The sequence below is a fragment of the Pantoea rwandensis genome, assembly GCF_000759475.1.
Lineage (GTDB): Bacteria > Pseudomonadota > Gammaproteobacteria > Enterobacterales > Enterobacteriaceae > Pantoea > Pantoea rwandensis_B.
This window is the reverse complement of sequence record NZ_CP009454.1, coordinates 3,636,159-3,655,197: the sequence shown is the minus strand read 5'-3', so window position 1 is coordinate 3,655,197 and position 19,039 is coordinate 3,636,159. Positions and strand designations below refer to the sequence as shown.

The following is a 19,039-nucleotide window of genomic DNA, read 5'->3' as shown; positions in this document are numbered from 1 at the left end:
GACACATTTTCTCACCGCGAAATGCTAAGATAAAATGATTACCTATCGATAAAAGCGATGGTTCACCATGAAATACTCCCCGGAATCCCTTGAGGCCTTTGTGCAGACTGTCGCCAGCGGCTCGTTTTCTGCGGCGGCGCGTGCGCTGGCCAAAAGCCAGTCCACCATTAGCAGCGCCGTGGCTAATCTGGAAGATGATCTCGGTTTCACCCTGTTCGATCGCAGCGGTCGCCAGCCGGTACTCACCGAGCAAGGACAGCGCGCCCTGGCGCAGGTGCAGCAGATTCTGGCGGCCAGCCAGCGGTTGGATGAGCTGGCGGTGCGGCTGTCACAGGGCGTGGAACCGCGACTCAGTCTGGCGATTTCCGATTTCTGGCAGGCCGATCACCATGAAAATCTGCTCAACCGCTTTGAAGCACGTTATCCGGATATTGAATTTGAATGCATGATTGCTGAGGACGCGGACGCGCTGGACCTGCTGCAGGCCGGTCGCGTGCATCTCGGCGTGGTGCGTGCGCAGCCGCAGCTGCCGCCGGATTTAGCGGTGGCGCGTTTACAGGTGGGGGCGGAAATGGCGATCTATCTGCACCAGGATCATGTGCTGGCGCAGTCAAAACAGGTGAGTGAAGCACAACTCGGTGAACTGCGTCATTTACGGCTCAATACCTGGGTGCAAAACCGTGAACCCTTGCCTGCCGGGCGCGTGTGGTCGGCACCATCTTATTTATTGCTGCTGGAAATGGCGGAACAGGGCTTTGGCTGGAGTGTATTACCGCGCTGGCTGGTGGAACAATTTGGTCATCAGGTGTTGAAAGAGTTGCCAGTGCCAGGCTGGCCACAGCGCATCGCGGTGGATGTGATCTGGTCGCGACGCAATCCACCGGGTCCTGCCGGGCGCTGGATGATCGATCAACTCTGCGCCCAGCAGCCGGATTAATCACGGTGTGCCACGTTGGCCAGTGTGGCATCCAGCAGCCGGGTTAATCGAGGCGTGCCAAGCCGGCCACTGCGCATCCAGCAGCTGAATTAATCGCGGCGTGCCACGTCTGCCAGTGTGGCATCCAGCAACCGGATTAATCGCGGCGCGCCACGTCGGCCAGAGCGGCAATCCAGCAGCTGAATTAATCGCGGCGCGCCACGTCGGCCAGAGCGGCATCCAGCAGCTGAATTAATCGCGGCGCGCCAAGTCGGCCAGAGTGGCATCCAGCAGCCGTGCCAGGTCCTGCGCCGCCAGTTCTATATCCAGCCCGCGCTTGCCACCGGAGACAAAGATGGTGGCAAATTCTGCGGCCTGCTGATCGATCACCGTTGGCAGGCGTTTTTTCTGCCCTAAGGGGCTGATACCACCCACCAGATAGCCGGTGACGCGCTGTGCCAGTTGTGGATCGGCCATATCCGCTTTTTTCGCGCCCAGCGCCTTTGCCACTTTTTTCAAATCGAGCTGCGAGGAGACCGGTGTCACGGCTACCGCCAGCGCTTTGGCATCGCCGTTGAGCGCCACTAGCAGGGTTTTGAACACCTGACGTGCATCGAGATTGAGCTTCCGCACCGCTTCATCACCAAAATTGGTTTCGTGGCTGTCATGCTCATAAGGATGAAGGGTAAAGGCGACCTTTTGTTTTTCCAGCAGTTTTACGGCGGGTGTCATGTTCTGTCCTTGCTACGAAAATTCTTATTTCAGTTTTGGTGAATAATACTGGCGAAATTCTGAACTTTGCGCGAAAATTGGCCCGCGCCAGCAATGCTGGTGATAACCAAAATCATAAACAAATTCCTCTTTGACGGGCCGATAGCGATATTGGTCTTCTTTGTTGCCTGCAATTCACTGCTTACTGCTTACTGCTTACTGCTTACTGCTTACTGCTTACTGCTTACTGCTCACTGCTCACTGCTCACTGCTCACTGCTTACTGCTTACTGCTTACTGCTTACTGCTTACTGCTTACTGCTTACTGCTTACTGCTTACTGCTTACTGCTTACTGCTTACTGCTTACTGCTTACTGCTTACTGCTTACTGCTTACTGCTTACTGCTCATCCGCAGAGCCAACCCTCCGCCGCGCATCCACCAATGCACATTTCTGCGCAATCAGACATACGCACGTCATCGACCAGATGACTTTCAGGACTTGAGGATGCATAAGGTCTTACGGTGACTGCACTTGTTACGACTTCAACAATCCTGGCAGGTTATCCTCGCCATACAGATGCAGTGCACCCACCGCCACCACATAGCGGCCTTTCGGCAGCGCCTGCAATAACTCGCGCCAGTGCTGATTACGATTGCGCATCAGCGTGTCATTGAGATCGCTGCTAAAGGTGGTCGGCAGGGCCACCGGTTGTTGCGTGGGCGGTGCATCCAGCCACCAGCTGATCATGGTTTGCAGCAGGCGGGCGTTGGTGTGCCAATGCTCCAGCGTATCCAGTAACAGCGATAAGCCCTCCTGTGGTAGCGATTTCAGCAGCGCGATCTGGGTTTCCGGGCCTTCCAGTTCAATGATGCGCTTATTGGCCGATTTCGCCGCCATCAGCAGCTGGTAATCAATGCCATATTGCGGTCGCAGCCCCAGACGCTGCGCCTGTTGCGCCTGCAGCATCAAAGCGATTTGCCAGAACGGCAACGTATCGAACACCGCCATGGAAAGCGAAAGCTCATCGCACAGAACATCCAGCCGCTGCAACACCTCTGCGTCCAGACGCATCGCCAACGGCGGACAGGCATCGTCATGGGTGAAGGGGGATGCGCCCTGAGTGATATCCGCCTCGACAATCAGCGCATCGGCGCGACTCAACTGGCGCAACAGGCCCGCTGGCAACGGCTGCATATCGCGCGTGCCCATATGAATACTGCCCGCCAGATGCAGGCGTCGATCGCCCAATTTGATATCCAATGCCGGCCAGGTATATCGCGCCGGTAAGAGGCTGGCGGCCATCTGCTGGAAGCTGTGCCACAGACTGCGTCTCATGCCCTGTCCTTTTGAAGTCAAAAATCCATGCTAGCGATTTCAGTCAGCGAAAAACAGGGCAGAGAGGGCGATTAGCGTTTTGCTGGCTTAAAGCGCAACAAACGATTCGCGTTACTCACCACGGTAATCGAAGACAGCGCCATCGCCGCGCCCGCCACGATCGGGCTAAGTAGCAAGCCGGTGAACGGGTAGAGCACGCCCGCCGCAATCGGAATCCCCAGGCTGTTATAGACAAAAGCCCCGAGCAAGTTCTGACGCATATTACGCAGTGTCGCGCCTGCCATCGCCAGCGCATCGGCAACACAGTGCAGATCGTTGCGCATCAACGTCATGGCGGCGGTTTCGACGGCCACATCGCTGCCGCCACCCATCGCAATGCCGACATCGGCCTGCGCCAGCGCCGGGGCATCATTGATGCCATCACCGACCATCACCACTTTACGCCCCTGCTGCTGCAACTGCGCGATCGCCTGCGCTTTGCCTTCGGGCAGCACACCCGCAATCACTTCATCAATGCCGGCTTCGGCAGCGATTACCTGCGCGGTTTTCTGGTGATCGCCGGTCAACATGATTAACCGATAGCCCAACTGGTGCAGGCGCTGTAACGCCTCCGCGCTTTCCGGGCGCAGGCTGTCACGCAGGGCGATCAAGCCGAGCAACTGACGCTGATCGGCCAGCAGCACCGGCGTCGTGCCTTGCGCGGCGAAACGGTCGATATCTTCTTGTGCGGCGCGGTAATCAATCTGTTGTTCATCCAGCAGTGCCTGATTGCCGAGCAGCAGCGTTCTGCCCGCGACTTTAGCGCTCACGCCTTTGCCGCGTATTGTACGAAATTGCTTAGTCGGCTCATCGCTAAGATCGGGGGCTGCCGCCAGAATTGCTTTCGCCAGCGGATGGTTCGAACCTTGTTCCAGCTGCGCCGCAGCGCTCAGCACCTGCTGGCGATTCCAGTCGCCATACACCAGCACATCGCTCACCTGAGGCGTGCCGCGCGTCAGCGTGCCGGTTTTATCAAACACGATGGTATCGACTTCGCTGGCACGCTGCAGCGCGTCAGCATCACGCACCAGCACGCCCAGTTCTGCCGCGCGACCCACCCCGGCAATCACCGACATCGGCGTCGCCAGCCCCAGTGCGCAAGGACAGGCGATAATCAACACCGTCGTGACGATCACCAGCGTGTAGGCGAGCTGCGGCTGCGGGCCGACCAGATACCACACCAGACCGGCCAGCAGCGCAATCGCCACCACCACCGGCACAAACACCGCTGAGATGCGATCGGCCAGGCGGCCAATGTCCGGTTTGCTGCTTTGTGCCTGGCGCACCAGATTGATGATACGCGCCAGCGTGGTGTGGCTGCCGGTGGCGCGTGCCACTAAGCGCAGCGTGCCATCCTGCACCAGCGTCCCGGCATAGACTTTATCGCCGGGTTGTTTCGCCTGCGGCACCGCTTCACCGGTTAACATCGCTTCATCGAACCAGGCTTCGCCGCTGTCGACTTCGCCATCCACCGGCACGCGATCGCCGGTGACCAGCTTCAGCAGCATGCCGGGCTGGACCTCGCTCAACGGCATCAGCGTTTCGCCCTGTTCACCGATTACACGCGCCTGAGCAGGGGTAAGATCCAACAGACGTTCCAGGGCTTTGGATGCCCGCTGGCGTGCTCGCTGTTCCAGCGCATGGCCGAGGTTAATCAAACCGACGATCATCACGCTGGCTTCAAAATAGAGATGTCGCGCCTGCATCGGGAAAAATTCTGGCCAAAGCGCCACGCTCATCGAGTAGATCCATGCGGCGCCAGTGCCGAGGGCCACCAGCGTATCCATGGTGGCGGTGCCGTGACGTAAGCTGCGCCACGCACTGCGATAGAAATGACCGCCGGCGATCACCATCACCAGCAAGGTGATAACGCCGAGCGTGCGCCATAACGTTTGGTTGGCGTCACTCAGCATCATATTGTCGCCGAGCATGCCCCAGATCATCATGGGCACGCCGAGCAACAGCGCCAATCCCGCCTGCCAGCTAAAGCGGCGCATCGCCTGCTGTGCGCTGATTTGCTGGCGTTCGCGTCGGGTTTGTTCATCGTCGATAGCTTCAGCGGCGTAGCCTGCTTGATCCACGGCACTCATCAGCGCTTCGGCAGACGCATTGCCCAATACCAGCGCGCTACGCTCACCCAGGTTGACGCGTGCCTGACTCACGCCGGGCACGTTTTGCAGCGCCTGTTCCACACGGCTCACGCAGCTGGCACAGCTCATGCCGCTGATCAGCAAATGGTGAACAGGAAGGTTTTCTTCTGCCGGTTGCGACTCCGTTGTCAGCGCCTCCGGCGGCGGCTCTGTTGCTGTCAACGGCTCAGGCTTTGGGCTGTCTTTCACCGCCGCGTGATAACCGGCTTGTTCAACGGTTGCAATCAGATCGCTGGCGCTGGCCGCACCGGTAACGCGCGCTTCCTGCTGCGTGACGTCCGCTTGTTCCACATCGTCGCGCTGCTCCAGCGCTTCTTTGACCCGTTTTACGCAGTGGCCACAGGACAAACCGTCCAGCGCCAGTAATTGTGTGTGTGACATCTTAAACTCCTTAAACGAGAGGTTTGACTGTCTGCAAACTTTGCATTAGTTATAGAGCCTAAACCTTCCATTCAGGGGAAGGTCAAGCGGTCATGAGGTGAAGACAAAAGATGAACATCAGCGATGTGGCAAAAAAAACCGGGCTAACCAGCAAGGCGATCCGTTTTTATGAAGAGAAGGGCGTGGTGACGCCGCCGTTGCGCAGTCACAATGGTTATCGCAGCTATGCCGCGCATCATATTGATGAGCTGAATCTACTGCGTCAGGCGCGTCAGGTTGGCTTTACCCTGGACGAGTGCCGCGAGCTGGTGACTCTGTTCAACGATCCCGCTCGCCACAGCGCGGATGTCAAAGCGCGCACCTTGCAGAAAGCGGATGAAATCGCTGCGCACATCGAAGAGTTGCATGCGATGCGCGCGCGGCTACTGGAACTTGCTGAAGCCTGCCCCGGCGATGACAGTGCTGAATGCCCGATCATCAATCATCTGGCGGGCTGCAGCCATCAGGGTGAAGGAAAGCGCGGCTGAATCAGCATCGTGATACCCACCACTCCGGTGACGATCACGGGTGTTCCGGCAGGCAAATCTTCTTTAGCCTGCACGCGCCAGCTGCTGTCGCCAATGCGCACATGACCTAAACCCTCTCTGAGCGTGGTATCCAGGGTCAGGTGCATCCCGATCATCTGCGATCCGCGTTGATTCAAAGTGTTCGGCTGCTGTGAAACCTCACGGTAGCGCATCCAGCGATACCAGAAGTAAACGCACAGCAACGTCAGCACCGCGAACAAAATGCCCTGATGCGTCCACGAGAACGGGAACAGCCATTCGATAAGGCCGACCAGCACCGCTGCTAATCCACTCCACAGCAGATAACCGCTGGTACCCAGCATTTCAGCCGCCAGCAGCAGGCCGCCCAGCGTCAGCCAGAACCAGTGCGGATGGGCAATCAGTTCCATCAGGATCACGGTTTACGCTCCTGACGGCTCTCCTTCAGCAATTCACCGATCCCGGCAATGGAACCCAGCAAACTGCTGGCATCCAGCGGCATCATCACCACTTTGCTGTTATGAGATTCACCGATCTTCTGTAGCGCATCGGTATATTTCTGCGCCACAAAGTAGTTCACCGCCTGAATGTCGCCTGCCGCGATCGCCTCCGATACGGCACGCGTGGCGTTGGCTTCGGCCTGCGCCTGGCGTTCACGCGCTTCGGCCTGCAGGAAGGCGGAGGTTCGTTCACCTTCGGCTTTCAGAATTTGCGACTGCTTATCCCCTTCGGCGCGTAAAATCGCCGCCTGGCGTACGCCTTCTGCGGTAAGAATGTCGGCACGCTTGGTACGCTCGGCCTTCATCTGCGCGTTCATCGCGGCGATCAGTTCCTGCGGCGGACGCACGTCACGGATTTCGATACGGGTGATCTTCACGCCCCACGGATTGGTGGCTTCATCGACGATGTGCAGCAAGCGGGTATTGATGTTATCGCGCTGCGACAGCATCTCATCCAATTCCATGCTACCGAGGACAGTTCGGATATTCGTCATGGTCAGATTGAGGATCGACAGCTCAAGATTGCTGACTTCATAGGCCGCGCGCGCAGGATCAACCACCTGAATGAAGCACACAGCATCAATGGTGACGTTAGCGTTATCTTTGGAGATGATTTCTTGCGAGGGAATATCGAGGACTTGTTCCATCATATTGATCTTGCGACCAATACGATCCATGAACGGGACGATCAAACTCAGGCCGGGTGGCAGGGTTTTAGTGTAACGGCCAAAACGTTCTACCGTCCACTGATAGCCTTGCGGCACGATTTTTACACCGGCCCACACGGTAACGAGCGCAAGCACGATAATGACGGGAATCACAGTCAACATATAACCTCCTGGTTGTCAGATTGTCGGGCCGAGTCGTTCGGCCCGTTGCACGTGCGGTACCGATCAGTACAGCAGCGAATACATCTGGCGACGATAGCGCGTAGCGAGTGCATCGCCTGTGCCGAGCGCAGCCAAAATTTCCTGGAACATTTTGCGCACCTGACCTTCGCCCGCACTGAGATCGCTCTTCAGGAAGCTAAACAACAGATCCAATGCTTCTTCGTTGCGGCCCACCTGATGCAGCTGTAAAGCAAGTTTAGCAGCCAGCTCCGCATTCGCGGGCTCACTGGCCAGCTGTTCCTGCAATTGCTGGATCTCCGGAGTATCCGCAGCTTGTTTTAGCAGTTCGATTTGCGAAACCAGGCTCTGATAGCGGGTATCCTGATCCTGTAAGGGTACCACTGCCAGCACCGCTTCGGCTTCATCGCTGCGGTTCAGCGTAATCAACACTTCTGCCAGCAGGAAGCCAATTTCACTGTTTTGGTTGCTCAACTGCCAGGCATCTTTCAGCAGCGGCAGTGCATCCAGCGGTTTACCTTCTTCCATCAGCTGCATTGCCTGATGGGTTTTAATCTCTTCTTCACGCGGCAGCACTTTTTGCAGCAGTGCACGGATCGCCTCTTCCGGCTGCGGGCCCTGGAAGCCATCTACCGGCTGTCCATTCTGGAACAGATACACGGTTGGAATGGAGCGCAGACCAAACTGCGATGCCACCATCTGCTCTTTATCGCAATCCAGTTTGGCCAAAATGAACTGACCCGCATACTCCTGTGCCAGACGCTCCAGCACCGGCGTCAGCTCCTGACAGTGTTGGCTGCGATCGGACCAGAAGTAGAACAGCACCGGCATCTGCGTGGATTGTTCCAGCGTCTGGTGCAGGTTGGATTCGTTGATGTCGATAATCAAAGCGTGTGACATGAATACGTCTCTTTGCAGAAAGTGTGTTGAGAATATGGGGGCAAGCTGCCCGTGTTCAAGTTCAAATCTGGCTTGCCGCTTAGTTGCTGCGCAAGATGCGATCCAGCATCCAACCGGGTAACAGGCGTTTCAGCAGGCTCATCACCCATGCGACCAGCGTCACCGGATAACGCAGGCGCGGGTGTTTGCTTTCCAGCGCGTGGCGCAATTTGGGCAAAATGGCTTCCGGTGGCAGGGTGAAACGTGCGGCAATCCCCGGATTACGCACCGGTTTATCCTGCTCGCCCTGATGCACATTGTCGGTGAAACGCGTGGCAATTGGCCCGGGCTCGATCAAACTCACGCGCACACCGCTATCGCGCACTTCCATGCGCAGTGCATCGCTCCAGGCTTCCAGTGCCCATTTACTGGCGGCGTAGGCACCGCGTCCGGGCGTGGAGATCAGCCCCAGCACCGAGCTGGTATTAATAATACGCCCATTACCGCTGGCTTGCAGCGCAGGCAGCAAACGCATTGTCAGTTGGTGGGTGCCGAAGAGGTTCGTAGAGAACTGTTTTTCCAGCTGCGCGCGCGACACGCTGCTCAGTGGGCCATATTGACCAAAGCCGCCGTTGTTAAACAAGCCGTGCAGGCGATGCTCGCACAACGTCAGTATGCGCTCAGCGGCGGCATCCACGCTGGCTGCATCATCAAGGTCGAGCTGGACGCCAATAAAGCCCAGGGCTTCCATGCGCGCCACATCGTCCGCTCGACGGCAGGCAGCAATCACGCGATAGCCGCGAGATTGCAGATCGTTGGCGGCCGCTAAGCCAATACCGCTGGAGCAGCCGGTGATGAGGATATTTTTTTGCATAATCACTGTAAGGCTGTTTGAGATTGATAACAGATTCAGTGATTTGTACTACTGGCGTCAACCTTTAGTTATGGCCAACCCGGATGCTTCAGCGCGTGGTTTGCTGAGTGCGTTGAATGGCCTTTCTATGTACTTCCATGCCAGCCATGCCAGTAGTAATGAGAGGACGACCGAGATACAAAATCGCAAAGGCCCATCTTCAATCCCCAGACCATTCAAACGTTTACCTAGCCCTTCATTCATTAAGGTGTGTACGAGATAAAGTGAAAATGAGATATCACCTAACTTCAGCCATGCGCGTGGGATAAGCTTCCCAATTCTCTCTTCTGAAGCAATGGCGAATAAGAGAATAAGTGCATAAATCCATCCTGAGCCGGTTAAGCCATGCCCGACAAACAGCCCATGGCTAAAAAGCGCAACCATCATGACTACCGAAGCAGTAAACATGATCAGCATCAGTTGAGCGTTGAGTTTACGCAGCAGCGGTACACTTAGCCCAATGAGCATGCCGACCAGGAACAATAAAATCATCGGATTGGTCACAAGGTTTAGCTGTGCACTGCCGAGCTCATAACCTTGTTCTGCCAGGCTCAAGTCTTTCCCGGCAAGCCAGGGGATGGTGAACAGTGTTAAGACGAACCAAATTGCGATGGCTAAAGCTCGACGTGGTAATCCCAGAAGCAATCCGACTGCAAGATAAAAGTAGAGTTCATAATTGAGGGTCCAGCGAATGCCATACATGCCACTGTCATCCACATAAAAAGGACCGTGATCAGGATATATCGGCTGAAAGGTGAGTGCGCTTATCAGATTCTGGGTTTTATCCGCATAGTGGAAGGTGCTCATAGCACCAGAGAGCAGAAAGGTAACGATCAGAATAATGTAGTACGCCGGTAATATACGGAAGAGGCGGCGCTTTAAAAATTGCACAGTACCCGAAAACGTAGCGGGCGTTGTTTTTAAGGTTAAAACAATCACAAAGCCGCTAATCAGGAAAAACAGGTCAACACCGGTAGCCCCCCAACCAAATAATGCATCTCCTAACCCAGGAGACTTTGCATTGATGTTCCAGCGGAAATGGAAAAACATCACGCTGAGGGCAGCTAATCCCCTGAGCGCGTGCACACTCTTGAAAAAACTCGCATTCATTTGATTTTCTTAACTGTGGTAGCCAGCCGCAAGTAGGCGGCTTAAATTGTGCCCTTTTATATCATTGCGTTAAGGGTGTGACCACGAAAAGTTAAGAGTGAAAGGAATTTGTTAATATTTATTTGATTTAAGTAAGATGTGTGATGCTGCGCATCGGCAGACCTGATGCGCATAAACGGTTTTTAATGCAGCCGTTGCATGGGTTTGCATTTCTTTACCTGTTTAAAATCACACGCCGGCATTAATTCTGCTTTACTAGCGGAGCCAGTTCGTTAGCCATCAGGTTGGCAATAAACGGCTGCGCATCCGGATTGGGGTGAATACCGTCCTGCTGCATCCATTCCGGCTTCAGATAGACCTGCTCCATAAAGAAGGGCACCAGAGGAATGTTGTACTGCTGTGCCAGCTGCGGATAAATCGCGCTAAACGCCTCCGTATAACGACGTCCATAATTAGCAGGTAAACGAATTTGCATCAGCAGCGGCTGCGCTTTGGCGGCTTTGACTTCGTCGATCACTTTACTCAGATCCTGCGCGATATTGGCAGGCGGGAAGCCGCGCAAGCCATCGTTACCGCCCAATTCGATTAACACCCAACGGGGTTGATGCTGTTTTAATAGGCCAGGCAAACGCGCCAGCCCTTGTCCTGCGGTATCTCCGCTGATGCTGGCGTTAATAATCTGGGGCTGCTGTTGCCAGGTTTTATTGAGCAGGCTGGGCCATGCCGCAGTGGCGGACATACGATACCCGGCGCTCAGGCTGTCACCCAATACCAGCAAGGTATCGGCGGCGGCGATGCGGGACACCAGCAGAAGCAATAACAACAGGAAGGGATAATGCCAGCGGAAAACATTGTTGCAGTTTATCATCTTACTAAGTCCGTCGGTCAGGGAGAGCATCAGCTGACCATCCTTACCGGAGTTGAGCTGGTTGTCAAACCAGCTGAGACCATCGCGCTGATTGGCGAATCGGGTTCCGGCAAATCCACATTGCTGGGCATTCTGGCCGGGCTGGACGATGGCAGCAGCGGCGAGGTCAATCTGCTCGGCCAGCCGCTGCACAACATGAACGAAGAGCAACGTGCCGCGTTGCGCGCACGCGAAGTGGGCTTTGTGTTCCAGTCCTTTATGCTGGTACCGACGCTCAATGCGCTGGAAAACGTCCAGTTGCCTGCTTTATTGCGTGGTGACAGCGATCGCGACAGCCGCGCCCAGGCGGTGGATCTCTTAACGCAACTTGGCCTGAAAGATCGTCTGCATCATCTGCCCGCGCAGCTTTCCGGCGGCGAGCAGCAGCGTGTGGCGCTGGCGCGCGCGTTTAGCGGCCGTCCTGGTTTACTGTTCGCCGATGAACCCACCGGCAACCTGGATCGCAAAACCGGCGATCGCATCGCCGACCTGCTTTTCTCCCTCAACCGCGACTTCGCCACCACGCTGATTCTGGTGACGCACGATGAGCAACTGGCGGCGCGCTGCGATCGTCGGCTGCGCCTGCGCGACGGCAAGCTGTGGGAGGAGACATGATTTGGCGCTGGTTCTGGCGTGAATGGCGTTCGCCCTCACTGTTGATTGTTTGGCTGGCGCTGACATTGGCGGTGGCCTGCGTGCTGGCGCTGGGCTCGATCAGCGATCGCATGGAAAAAGGGCTGAGCCAGCAGAGCCGTGATTTTATGGCGGGCGATCGTACTCTGCGCAGCAGCGCGCCCGCGCCGGAAGCCTGGCTGAATAAAGCGCGTGATGAAGGGCTCTCCGTCAGTCGTCAGCTCAGCTTTATGACCATGACCTTCGCCGATCAGACGCCGCAGTTAGCGGATGTGAAAGCGGTGGACGATGCCTATCCGATGTTCGGCACCTTGCAGACCGATCCGCCGGGATTAAAACCGCAGGCGGGCACAGTGCTGGCCGCGCCGCGCTTGCTGGCGCTGCTTAATCTGAAAGTCGGCGACAACGTCGATGTGGGGGATACCACGCTGCGCATCGCGGGCGAAGTGATTCAGGAGCCGGATGGCGGCTTCAATCCGTTCCAGACGGCGCCACGCCTGCTGATGAACCTCGCGGATGTTGATAAAACCGGTGCGATTCAGCCCGGCAGTCGGCTCAGCTGGCGCTACAAATTCTCTGGCGATCCGGCTCCGCTGGCGCGTTATGACAGTTGGATCCAGCCGCAGTTGAAAGCCGGTGAGCGCTGGATCAGCGTCGAGAACTCGGAAGATGCGCTGGGTCGCTCGATGCAGCGTGCGCAGCAATTCCTCCTGTTATCGGCGTTGCTGACGCTGATGCTGGCGATTGCCGCCGTGGCGGTGGCGATGAGCCATTACTGCCGCAGCCGCTACGATTTGGTGGCGGTGCTGAAAACGCTGGGCGCCACGCGTAAAGCCTTACAACGTCTGATCATTGGCCAGTGGCTGGCGGTGCTGCTGCTGCTGGCGGCGATAGCGGGCAGCGTGCTGGGGCAGGGGATTGAGATCATCCTGCTGGCGATGCTTAAGCCCGTGCTGCCTGCCGCCTTGCCTGCCGCCAGTTTCTGGCCGTGGTTATGGGCGATTGGTGCGATGTTTGTCATTTCGCTGCTGGTGGGATTGCGCCCGTATCGCCTGCTGATGGCGACGCAGCCGCTGCGCGTGCTCCGGCGTGATGCGGTGGCCAATGTCTGGCCGCTGCGGTTTTATCTGCCCGCCATGGCGCTGGTAGTGGTTGGCCTGCTGGCGTTATTGATGGGCGGTAGCAAAATGTTGTGGGCGCTGCTGGTGGGCGTGGTGATGCTGGCGCTGCTGCTGTCACTGCTCGGCTGGGGCACACTGTTGCTGCTGCGTAAGCTGGTAGTGCGCAATCTGGCGATGCGTCTGGCGATCAATCGTCTGCTACGACAGCCGGTGATGACGCTGAGCCAGCTGGCGGCATTTTCGCTCTCCTTTATGCTGCTGGCGCTGTTGCTGGTGATGCGCGGCGATCTTCTGGATCGCTGGCAGCAGCAGTTACCGCCGGATGCGCCGAACTACTTCCTGCTTAACATGACGCAGGAACAGGTGCCGCAGGTGCGTGACTTCCTCAATCAACATCAGGTTAAACCGGAATCCTACTATCCGATTGTGCGTGCGCGTCTGACCGAGCTGAACGGTAAAGAAGCCGATCCGAAGATGGATAACGCGCTGAACCGCGAACTCAATCTGACATGGCAGGCGGATCGACCGGATCACAATCCGCTGCTGGCCGGAAGCTGGCCGCCGAAAGCGGGTGAAGTATCGATGGAAGTGGAGCTGGCGGATCGTCTTGGCCTGAAGCTCGGCGATACCCTGACCTTCAGCGGTGATACCCAGCAGTTCAGCGCCAAAATCACCAGCCTGCGCAAAGTGGACTGGGAGAGCCTGCGGCCAAACTTCTTCTTTATCTTCCCGCCGGGCGCACTGGATCAACAGCCGCAAACCTGGCTCACCAGCTTCCGCATGGACAGTAATCCGGCGCTGCTGGCGCAGCTCAATCGTGCCTTCCCAACGCTGAGCTTGCTGGATGTTGGCAGCATGCTGAAGCAGATTGGTCAGGTGCTGGCGCAGGTGAGTCAGGCACTGGAGCTCATGGTGGTGCTGGTGACGATTTGCGGCGTGTTGCTGCTGCTGGCACAGATTCAGGTAGGCATGCGTCAGCGCAGACAAGAGCTGGTGGTATATCGCACGCTGGGTGCCAGCAAACGGCTGCTGCGCGGCACGCTGTGGTGTGAGTTTGCGTTGCTCGGCGTGGTTTCCGGCGTGGCTGCCGCATTAGGCGCAGAAGCGGCGCTGTGGGGATTACAGCGTAAGATTTTTGACTTCCCCTGGGAGCCCGACTGGACGCTGTGGATGGCATTACCGATTTGCGGCGCGCTGCTGTTGTCGCTGTGCGGCGGCTGGCTGGGCGTGCGATTGCTGAAAGGGAAGGCGCTATTCAGACGATTTGAAGCAGCTTAATCATCTGCACATAAATTTAAGGCCGCTTGCGCGGCCTTTTGCATTTACAGCTTCTCAACCGCCCAGGCAATTCCGCTGGCGTACTCTTCCGGCAGCTGCGGCACCAGCGCGTTCAGCGCCGCCGCAAGGCGTGCCTGATCGCTGTCGGTGAGATTTAAGTGCCCAACCTTACGGCCCGGACGCACTTCTTTGTCGTACCAGTGCAGATGCACCAGCGGCTGTTGCAGCCAGTCGACATTCACGTCGGTGCCAATCAGGTTCACCATCACCGACGGCGCAAACACCACCGGTTTTGGCAGCGCTAAACCGAGCACCGCGCGCAGATGCAGCTCAAACTGGCTGATCGATGCGCCGTTCTGCGTCCAGTGACCGCTGTTGTGCACGCGCGGGGCCAGTTCGTTGATCAACAGGCCTTCTGGCGTGATAAAACACTCCATCGCCATCACACCGACATATTTCAGCTCATGCATGATCGCGCTGAGCATCGCTTCCGCCTGCTGCTGTTGCGCGGCATCGGCCTGCGGGAAGGCGACGCTGGTGCGCAGAATGCCGTCCTGATGCAGGTTATGCGTCAGCGGATAAAACACCGTGGTGCCATCCTGACCGCGCGCACCGACCAGCGACACTTCACCGCTGAAGTTGATGCCCTGCTCAACAATGCATTCGCCGTAGCACTCATCCGGCAGCGCATCGGTCTCGTGAGCGCGCAGACGCCACTGACCACGACCGTCATAACCGCCGGTGCGACGTTTCACAATCGCCAGCTCACCCAGCGAGCTGAACACCTGCGGCCACTCAGCTTTAGCTGCCAGCAACTGCCATGGCGCCGTTGCCAGGTTCAGTTGATCGAGCAATTGTTTCTGCGTCAGGCGATCGGCCAGACGCGGAAAGATATCGCGGTTCACAAAGGCCGGATGCAACGCCAGCTCACGCGTTAACGCAGTTTCCGGCCAGCGCTCGATCTCTGCGGTGATCACGCTTTCAGCGATCGGCAGGGCAGAAGGTTCAGCATCCAGACCCACCGGATACACCGCGATGCCCAGCGGTTCACCCGCCTGGCGCAGCATACGGCCTAACTGACCGTTGCCGAGTACGCAAACCGGTTTCATGCGTCCACCCGTGGATCTGGGTTGTTCAGCACTTCGTCAGTCTGGGTTTGACGCCAGGTGGCAAGACGCGCCGCCAGTTCTTTGTCATGCACCGCCAGAATCTGTGCCGCCAGCAGCGCTGCGTTAGCCGCACCGGCTTTACCGATCGCTAATGTGCCGACAGGAATGCCGCGCGGCATCTGCACGATAGAGTAGAGGCTATCCACACCGCTCAGCGCGGCGCTTTGTACCGGCACGCCCAGCACCGGCACCAGGGTTTTGGCGGCAATCATGCCCGGCAGATGCGCAGCACCGCCCGCTCCGGCAATGATCACATGGAAACCGTTATCTGCGGCGGTTTCGGCAAAGCTGAACAGTTTGTCTGGCGTACGGTGAGCAGAGACCACTTCAACGTGGAACGGAACATCCAGGCTGTTAAGAATTTCCTCGGCGAACTGCATGGTAGCCCAGTCACTTTTAGAACCCATGACGATGGCGATACGAGCCGGGGTGGCGTTGGATGACATGCGGTCAACTCCTGTGAATAGTCAAACGAACCTGGCCGGGCGGGCAGGTAAAGAAGGGCACAGAGAATAGCATGAGAAGGGAGCAAGGAAAACGGTTGCGTGGCCGGAAAACGGGCAATGATGCGAGAAGAGGAATCTTCATCGCGCTGAGTGTCGAGCACGAATGCGCCCGACTATTTCAGGATTCGATTTTAAAACGGGAATTCGATCAGCTGCACGCCATCGGCATCAACCTGAATCATTGAGCCATTTTCGTGCCAGGCACCGAGCACCACGCGCTGGGCGCTTTCACCTTGCACGACTAGCTCATGCACCGCCGGACGATGGGTATGCCCGTGAATCAGAATCCGCACCTGCTGGCGCGTCATCGTATCGATCACGGCTTGTTGATTGACATCCATGATGCTCATCGACTTGTGCTGATTGGCTTGCTTGCTGTCGGCGCGCATACGCGCAGCAATGCGCATGCGGATGCGCAGCGGCAGGGCAAGGAAAAGACGTTGCAGCCAGCGCTGATGCACTTTGGCGCGGAAGCGTTGATAGCCTTCATCGTCGGTACACAAGGTATCGCCATGCATAATCAGCACGCGATGGCCGTAAAGGTTCAGCACTTGCTCTTCCGGCAGCAGCGTCATGCCACTTTCGTGCGCAAAACGTTTACCGAGCAGGAAGTCTCGATTGCCATGGATGAAGAATGTGGGGATCGGCAGGGCTTTTAGTGCTGCGGCGATTTCACTGTGTAGCGGATTGGGATCGTCATCGCCAATCCAGGCTTCAAACAGATCGCCGAGGATGTAAAGCGCATCGCAATCACGCGCTTCACCCTGCAAAAAATGCAGAAAACCGGCAGTGATTGCCGGTTCTTCTGTGCACAGATGCAAATCTGCGATAAACAGCGTGCGCGACATTACTCGCTAACAGTCACTTTCTGGATGACAACGTCGTCAACCGGAACGTCCTGATGCATGCCGCTGCGGCCAGTTTTCACCCCTTTGATTTTCTCAACTACGTCCATGCCTTCAACCACTTCAGCGAACACGCAGTAACCCCAGCCCTGCAGGCTTTCGTCACGGAAGTTCAGGAAGTCGTTGTCTGCTACGTTGATGAAGAACTGGGCAGTCGCGGAGTGTGGCGCCTGAGTACGGGCCATCGCCAGCGTACCTTTGGTGTTTTTCAGACCATTGTTGGCTTCGTTACGAATGTCTTCTTTGGTGTCTTTCTGCTTCATGCCTGGCTCAAAACCGCCGCCCTGGATCATGAAACCGTTGATAACACGGTGGAAGATGGTGTTGTCGTAGAAACCTTCACGGCAGTAGTCCAGGAAGTTTTTCACGGTAGCCGGCGCTTTGTCATCGAAGGTTTTGATTACGATGTCGCCATGGTTCGTCTGGAAAGTGACCATTATATTCGTCCTGTTACGGGTGTCGTCAGTATCAACTGCCACGCCTGCAAAGCGGCGGGGCATTTTTGTAGACGCCTCTTATATCACAAATTCCGATGGCTCGTCAGTAAGGCAGCCACAGAAGGTAAGCGAGCGATGCACAACTTAGAAAAATACGGCACAATACCCAGCTACGCTGGAAAGGCGTATCCCGCAAACGTTAATAACGGAATCGTTCAATGCTGAAGATCTATAACACCCTGAGCCGTCAGAAAGAGGAATTTAAACCGATCCACGCTGGTCAGATCGGCATGTATGTCTGTGGAATTACGGTTTACGACCTCTGTCATATCGGCCATGGGCGTACCTTCGTTGCATTTGATGTGGTGTCACGTTATCTGCGCTATGTGGGCTATCAGCTCAAGTATGTGCGTAACATCACCGATATTGATGACAAGATCATCAAACGTGCCAACGAAAACGGTGAGAGCATTGAAACGCTGACCAACCGTATGATCGCCGAAATGCACAAAGATTTTGACGCGCTGGGCATTCTGCCGCCGGATCTGGAGCCGCGTGCCACGCGCCATATTGCTGAAATCATCGAGCTGGTTGAGCGTTTAATTGAACGCAAACATGCTTATGTGGCGGACAACGGCGATGTGATGTTCGATGTGCTGAGTGATAAAGGGTATGGCGTGCTGTCGCGTCAGGATCTGACTCAGCTGCAGGCGGGCGCGCGCGTTGAAATCACCGAAATTAAACGCAACCCGATGGACTTCGTGTTGTGGAAAATGTCCAAGCCGGATGAGCCAGCCTGGAATTCGCCGTGGGGCAACGGTCGTCCAGGCTGGCACATCGAGTGTTCCGCGATGAACTGCAAACAGTTGGGCACCCACTTCGACATCCACGGCGGTGGATCGGATCTGATGTTCCCGCACCACGAAAACGAAGTGGCGCAGTCAACCTGTGCGCACGACGGCGATTACGTCAATTACTGGATGCACTCCGGCATGGTGATGATCGACCGCGAGAAGATGTCGAAATCACTCGGTAACTTCTTCACCGTGCGTGACGTACTGGCGCATTACGATGCGGAAACCGTGCGTTACTTCCTGATGTCGGGCCATTATCGTAGCCAGCTCAACTACGGCGAAGATAACCTCAATCAGGCACGTGCGGCGCTGGAGCGTCTTTACACCGCACTGCGTCACACCGATGCCAGCGCTACGCCAGCAGGCGGCGAAGAGTTTGAAGCGCGCTTCCGTACCGCGATGGATGACGACTTCAACACGCCGGAAGCCTACTCAGTGTTCTTCGACATGGCGCGTGAAGTGAATCGCCTGAAAACCGAAGACAAAGCCGCCTCTGATGCCCTGGCCGCGAAACTGCGTCAGCTGGCCGATGTGTTGGGTATCTTGCAGCAGGATCCTGAACAGTTCCTGCAAAGTAGTGCGCAGGAGAATGATGATGAAGTGACCGTAATCATACATTGGGTCAAAGTCCGTTCCGAAGCGCGTGCCGCAAAAGATTGGGCGCAGGCGGATGTTGCGCGTGACAAGCTGAATGAGCTGGGCGTGATTGTTGAAGATGGTCCGCAGGGTTCGAGCTGGCGTCGTAAGTAATCTCTTCGGGTGTGCTTTTAACGGCACTTGGATGCTACAGTTTGTACGGTGCGCTTTCATCGGCACTCTGACCGAAAATTGATGCGTACCGGGATTTCAGACCGCAGTTTGTAGGGCACGCATTTATGCGTACCGGAATTTCAGCCCGCA

The 19,039-nt window shown here is 56.6% G+C and carries 19 protein-coding genes; 6 read left to right on the top strand and 13 right to left on the bottom strand.

The annotated features are described in order from the left end of the window. The first annotated feature begins 67 nt into the window (after positions 1 to 67). Both LH22_RS16820 and LH22_RS20985 read left to right on the top strand, forming a co-directional pair. A complete protein-coding gene (locus tag LH22_RS16820; RefSeq protein WP_038648485.1) occupies positions 68 to 937 on the top strand; it encodes a LysR family transcriptional regulator in 870 nt (289 codons plus the stop codon). Positions 938 to 1,037: 100 nt separating this feature from the next. After that, positions 1,038 to 1,172, top strand: coding sequence for a hypothetical protein (locus LH22_RS20985; RefSeq protein ID WP_276203255.1), 135 nt, complete (start codon positions 1,038 to 1,040; stop codon positions 1,170 to 1,172). Here LH22_RS20985 and ybaK read toward each other — a convergent pair. From ybaK to copA, 3 genes are all read right to left on the bottom strand, one after another. Further along, positions 1,169 to 1,648: a Cys-tRNA(Pro)/Cys-tRNA(Cys) deacylase YbaK gene (ybaK, locus tag LH22_RS16815; protein WP_038648483.1), complete on the bottom strand. Its 480-nt coding sequence runs from the start codon at positions 1,646 to 1,648 to the stop codon at positions 1,169 to 1,171. The two genes, LH22_RS20985 and ybaK, sit on opposite strands and share 4 nt — an antisense overlap. Before the next feature lie 515 nt (positions 1,649 to 2,163). Beyond that, positions 2,164 to 2,964 (bottom strand): TraB/GumN family protein, encoded by an 801-nt coding sequence (locus tag LH22_RS16810; RefSeq protein ID WP_038648481.1) that lies wholly within the window; start codon positions 2,962 to 2,964, stop codon positions 2,164 to 2,166. 71 nt (positions 2,965 to 3,035) lie between these two features. After that, complete coding sequence (copA, locus tag LH22_RS16805) at positions 3,036 to 5,534, bottom strand: copper-exporting P-type ATPase CopA (RefSeq protein WP_038648479.1); 2,499 nt, start codon at positions 5,532 to 5,534, stop codon at positions 3,036 to 3,038. 110 nt (positions 5,535 to 5,644) lie between these two features. Between copA and cueR the strand changes: the two genes are divergently transcribed. Beyond that, entirely contained in the window at positions 5,645 to 6,061 is a 417-nt protein-coding gene (gene cueR, locus LH22_RS16800) for a Cu(I)-responsive transcriptional regulator (RefSeq protein ID WP_038648476.1), read from the top strand. Here cueR and LH22_RS16795 read toward each other — a convergent pair. The 6 genes from LH22_RS16795 to tesA form a co-directional block, all read right to left on the bottom strand. Next, the gene (locus LH22_RS16795) at positions 6,037 to 6,495 is read right to left on the bottom strand and encodes an NfeD family protein (protein WP_038650249.1); all 459 of its coding nucleotides are present in this window, start codon (positions 6,493 to 6,495) and stop codon (positions 6,037 to 6,039) included. The two genes, cueR and LH22_RS16795, sit on opposite strands and share 25 nt — an antisense overlap. After that, complete coding sequence (locus LH22_RS16790; protein ID WP_034828210.1) at positions 6,495 to 7,409, bottom strand: SPFH domain-containing protein; 915 nt, start codon at positions 7,407 to 7,409, stop codon at positions 6,495 to 6,497. Before LH22_RS16790 ends, LH22_RS16795 begins: the two co-directional genes overlap by 1 nt. A gap of 63 nt (positions 7,410 to 7,472) precedes the next feature. After that, positions 7,473 to 8,327: a thioredoxin family protein gene (locus LH22_RS16785; RefSeq protein ID WP_038648475.1), complete on the bottom strand. Its 855-nt coding sequence runs from the start codon at positions 8,325 to 8,327 to the stop codon at positions 7,473 to 7,475. 79 nt (positions 8,328 to 8,406) lie between these two features. Continuing rightward, positions 8,407 to 9,180, bottom strand: a complete 774-nt coding sequence (locus LH22_RS16780) for an SDR family oxidoreductase (RefSeq protein ID WP_038648473.1) — start codon at positions 9,178 to 9,180, stop codon at positions 8,407 to 8,409. A gap of 57 nt (positions 9,181 to 9,237) precedes the next feature. Beyond that, entirely contained in the window at positions 9,238 to 10,329 is a 1,092-nt protein-coding gene (locus tag LH22_RS16775) for an acyltransferase family protein (RefSeq protein ID WP_052059443.1), read from the bottom strand. 241 nt (positions 10,330 to 10,570) lie between these two features. Continuing rightward, a complete protein-coding gene (gene tesA, locus LH22_RS16770; protein ID WP_200538743.1) occupies positions 10,571 to 11,197 on the bottom strand; it encodes a multifunctional acyl-CoA thioesterase I/protease I/lysophospholipase L1 in 627 nt (208 codons plus the stop codon). Between tesA and ybbA the strand changes: the two genes are divergently transcribed. Beyond that, positions 11,165 to 11,851 (top strand): putative ABC transporter ATP-binding protein YbbA, encoded by a 687-nt coding sequence (ybbA, locus tag LH22_RS16765; protein WP_038648468.1) that lies wholly within the window; start codon positions 11,165 to 11,167, stop codon positions 11,849 to 11,851. The genes tesA and ybbA overlap by 33 nt on opposite strands. Further along, positions 11,848 to 14,268, top strand: coding sequence for a putative ABC transporter permease subunit YbbP (gene ybbP, locus LH22_RS16760; protein WP_038648466.1), 2,421 nt, complete (start codon positions 11,848 to 11,850; stop codon positions 14,266 to 14,268). Before ybbA ends, ybbP begins: the two co-directional genes overlap by 4 nt. 44 nt (positions 14,269 to 14,312) lie before the next feature. Here the strand turns inward: ybbP and purK are convergent, their stop codons facing one another. The 4 genes from purK to ppiB form a co-directional block, all read right to left on the bottom strand. Continuing rightward, positions 14,313 to 15,377, bottom strand: coding sequence for a 5-(carboxyamino)imidazole ribonucleotide synthase (gene purK / locus LH22_RS16755; RefSeq protein WP_038648463.1), 1,065 nt, complete (start codon positions 15,375 to 15,377; stop codon positions 14,313 to 14,315). Next, positions 15,374 to 15,883, bottom strand: coding sequence for a 5-(carboxyamino)imidazole ribonucleotide mutase (gene purE, locus LH22_RS16750; RefSeq protein WP_038648460.1), 510 nt, complete (start codon positions 15,881 to 15,883; stop codon positions 15,374 to 15,376). The genes purK and purE overlap by 4 nt, the downstream gene beginning before the upstream one ends. Before the next feature lie 191 nt (positions 15,884 to 16,074). Beyond that, positions 16,075 to 16,791 carry a UDP-2,3-diacylglucosamine diphosphatase gene (gene lpxH / locus LH22_RS16745; RefSeq protein WP_038648457.1) on the bottom strand — a complete coding sequence of 239 codons (717 nt, stop codon included), beginning with the start codon at positions 16,789 to 16,791 and terminating at the stop codon, positions 16,075 to 16,077. Then, the gene (ppiB, locus tag LH22_RS16740; protein WP_038648453.1) at positions 16,791 to 17,285 is read right to left on the bottom strand and encodes a peptidylprolyl isomerase B; all 495 of its coding nucleotides are present in this window, start codon (positions 17,283 to 17,285) and stop codon (positions 16,791 to 16,793) included. Before ppiB ends, lpxH begins: the two co-directional genes overlap by 1 nt. Before the next feature lie 218 nt (positions 17,286 to 17,503). Here ppiB and cysS point away from each other — a divergent pair, with 218 nt between their 5' ends. Next, the gene (gene cysS / locus LH22_RS16735; RefSeq protein ID WP_038648451.1) at positions 17,504 to 18,889 is read left to right on the top strand and encodes a cysteine--tRNA ligase; all 1,386 of its coding nucleotides are present in this window, start codon (positions 17,504 to 17,506) and stop codon (positions 18,887 to 18,889) included. The last annotated feature ends 150 nt before the right edge of the window (positions 18,890 to 19,039 follow it).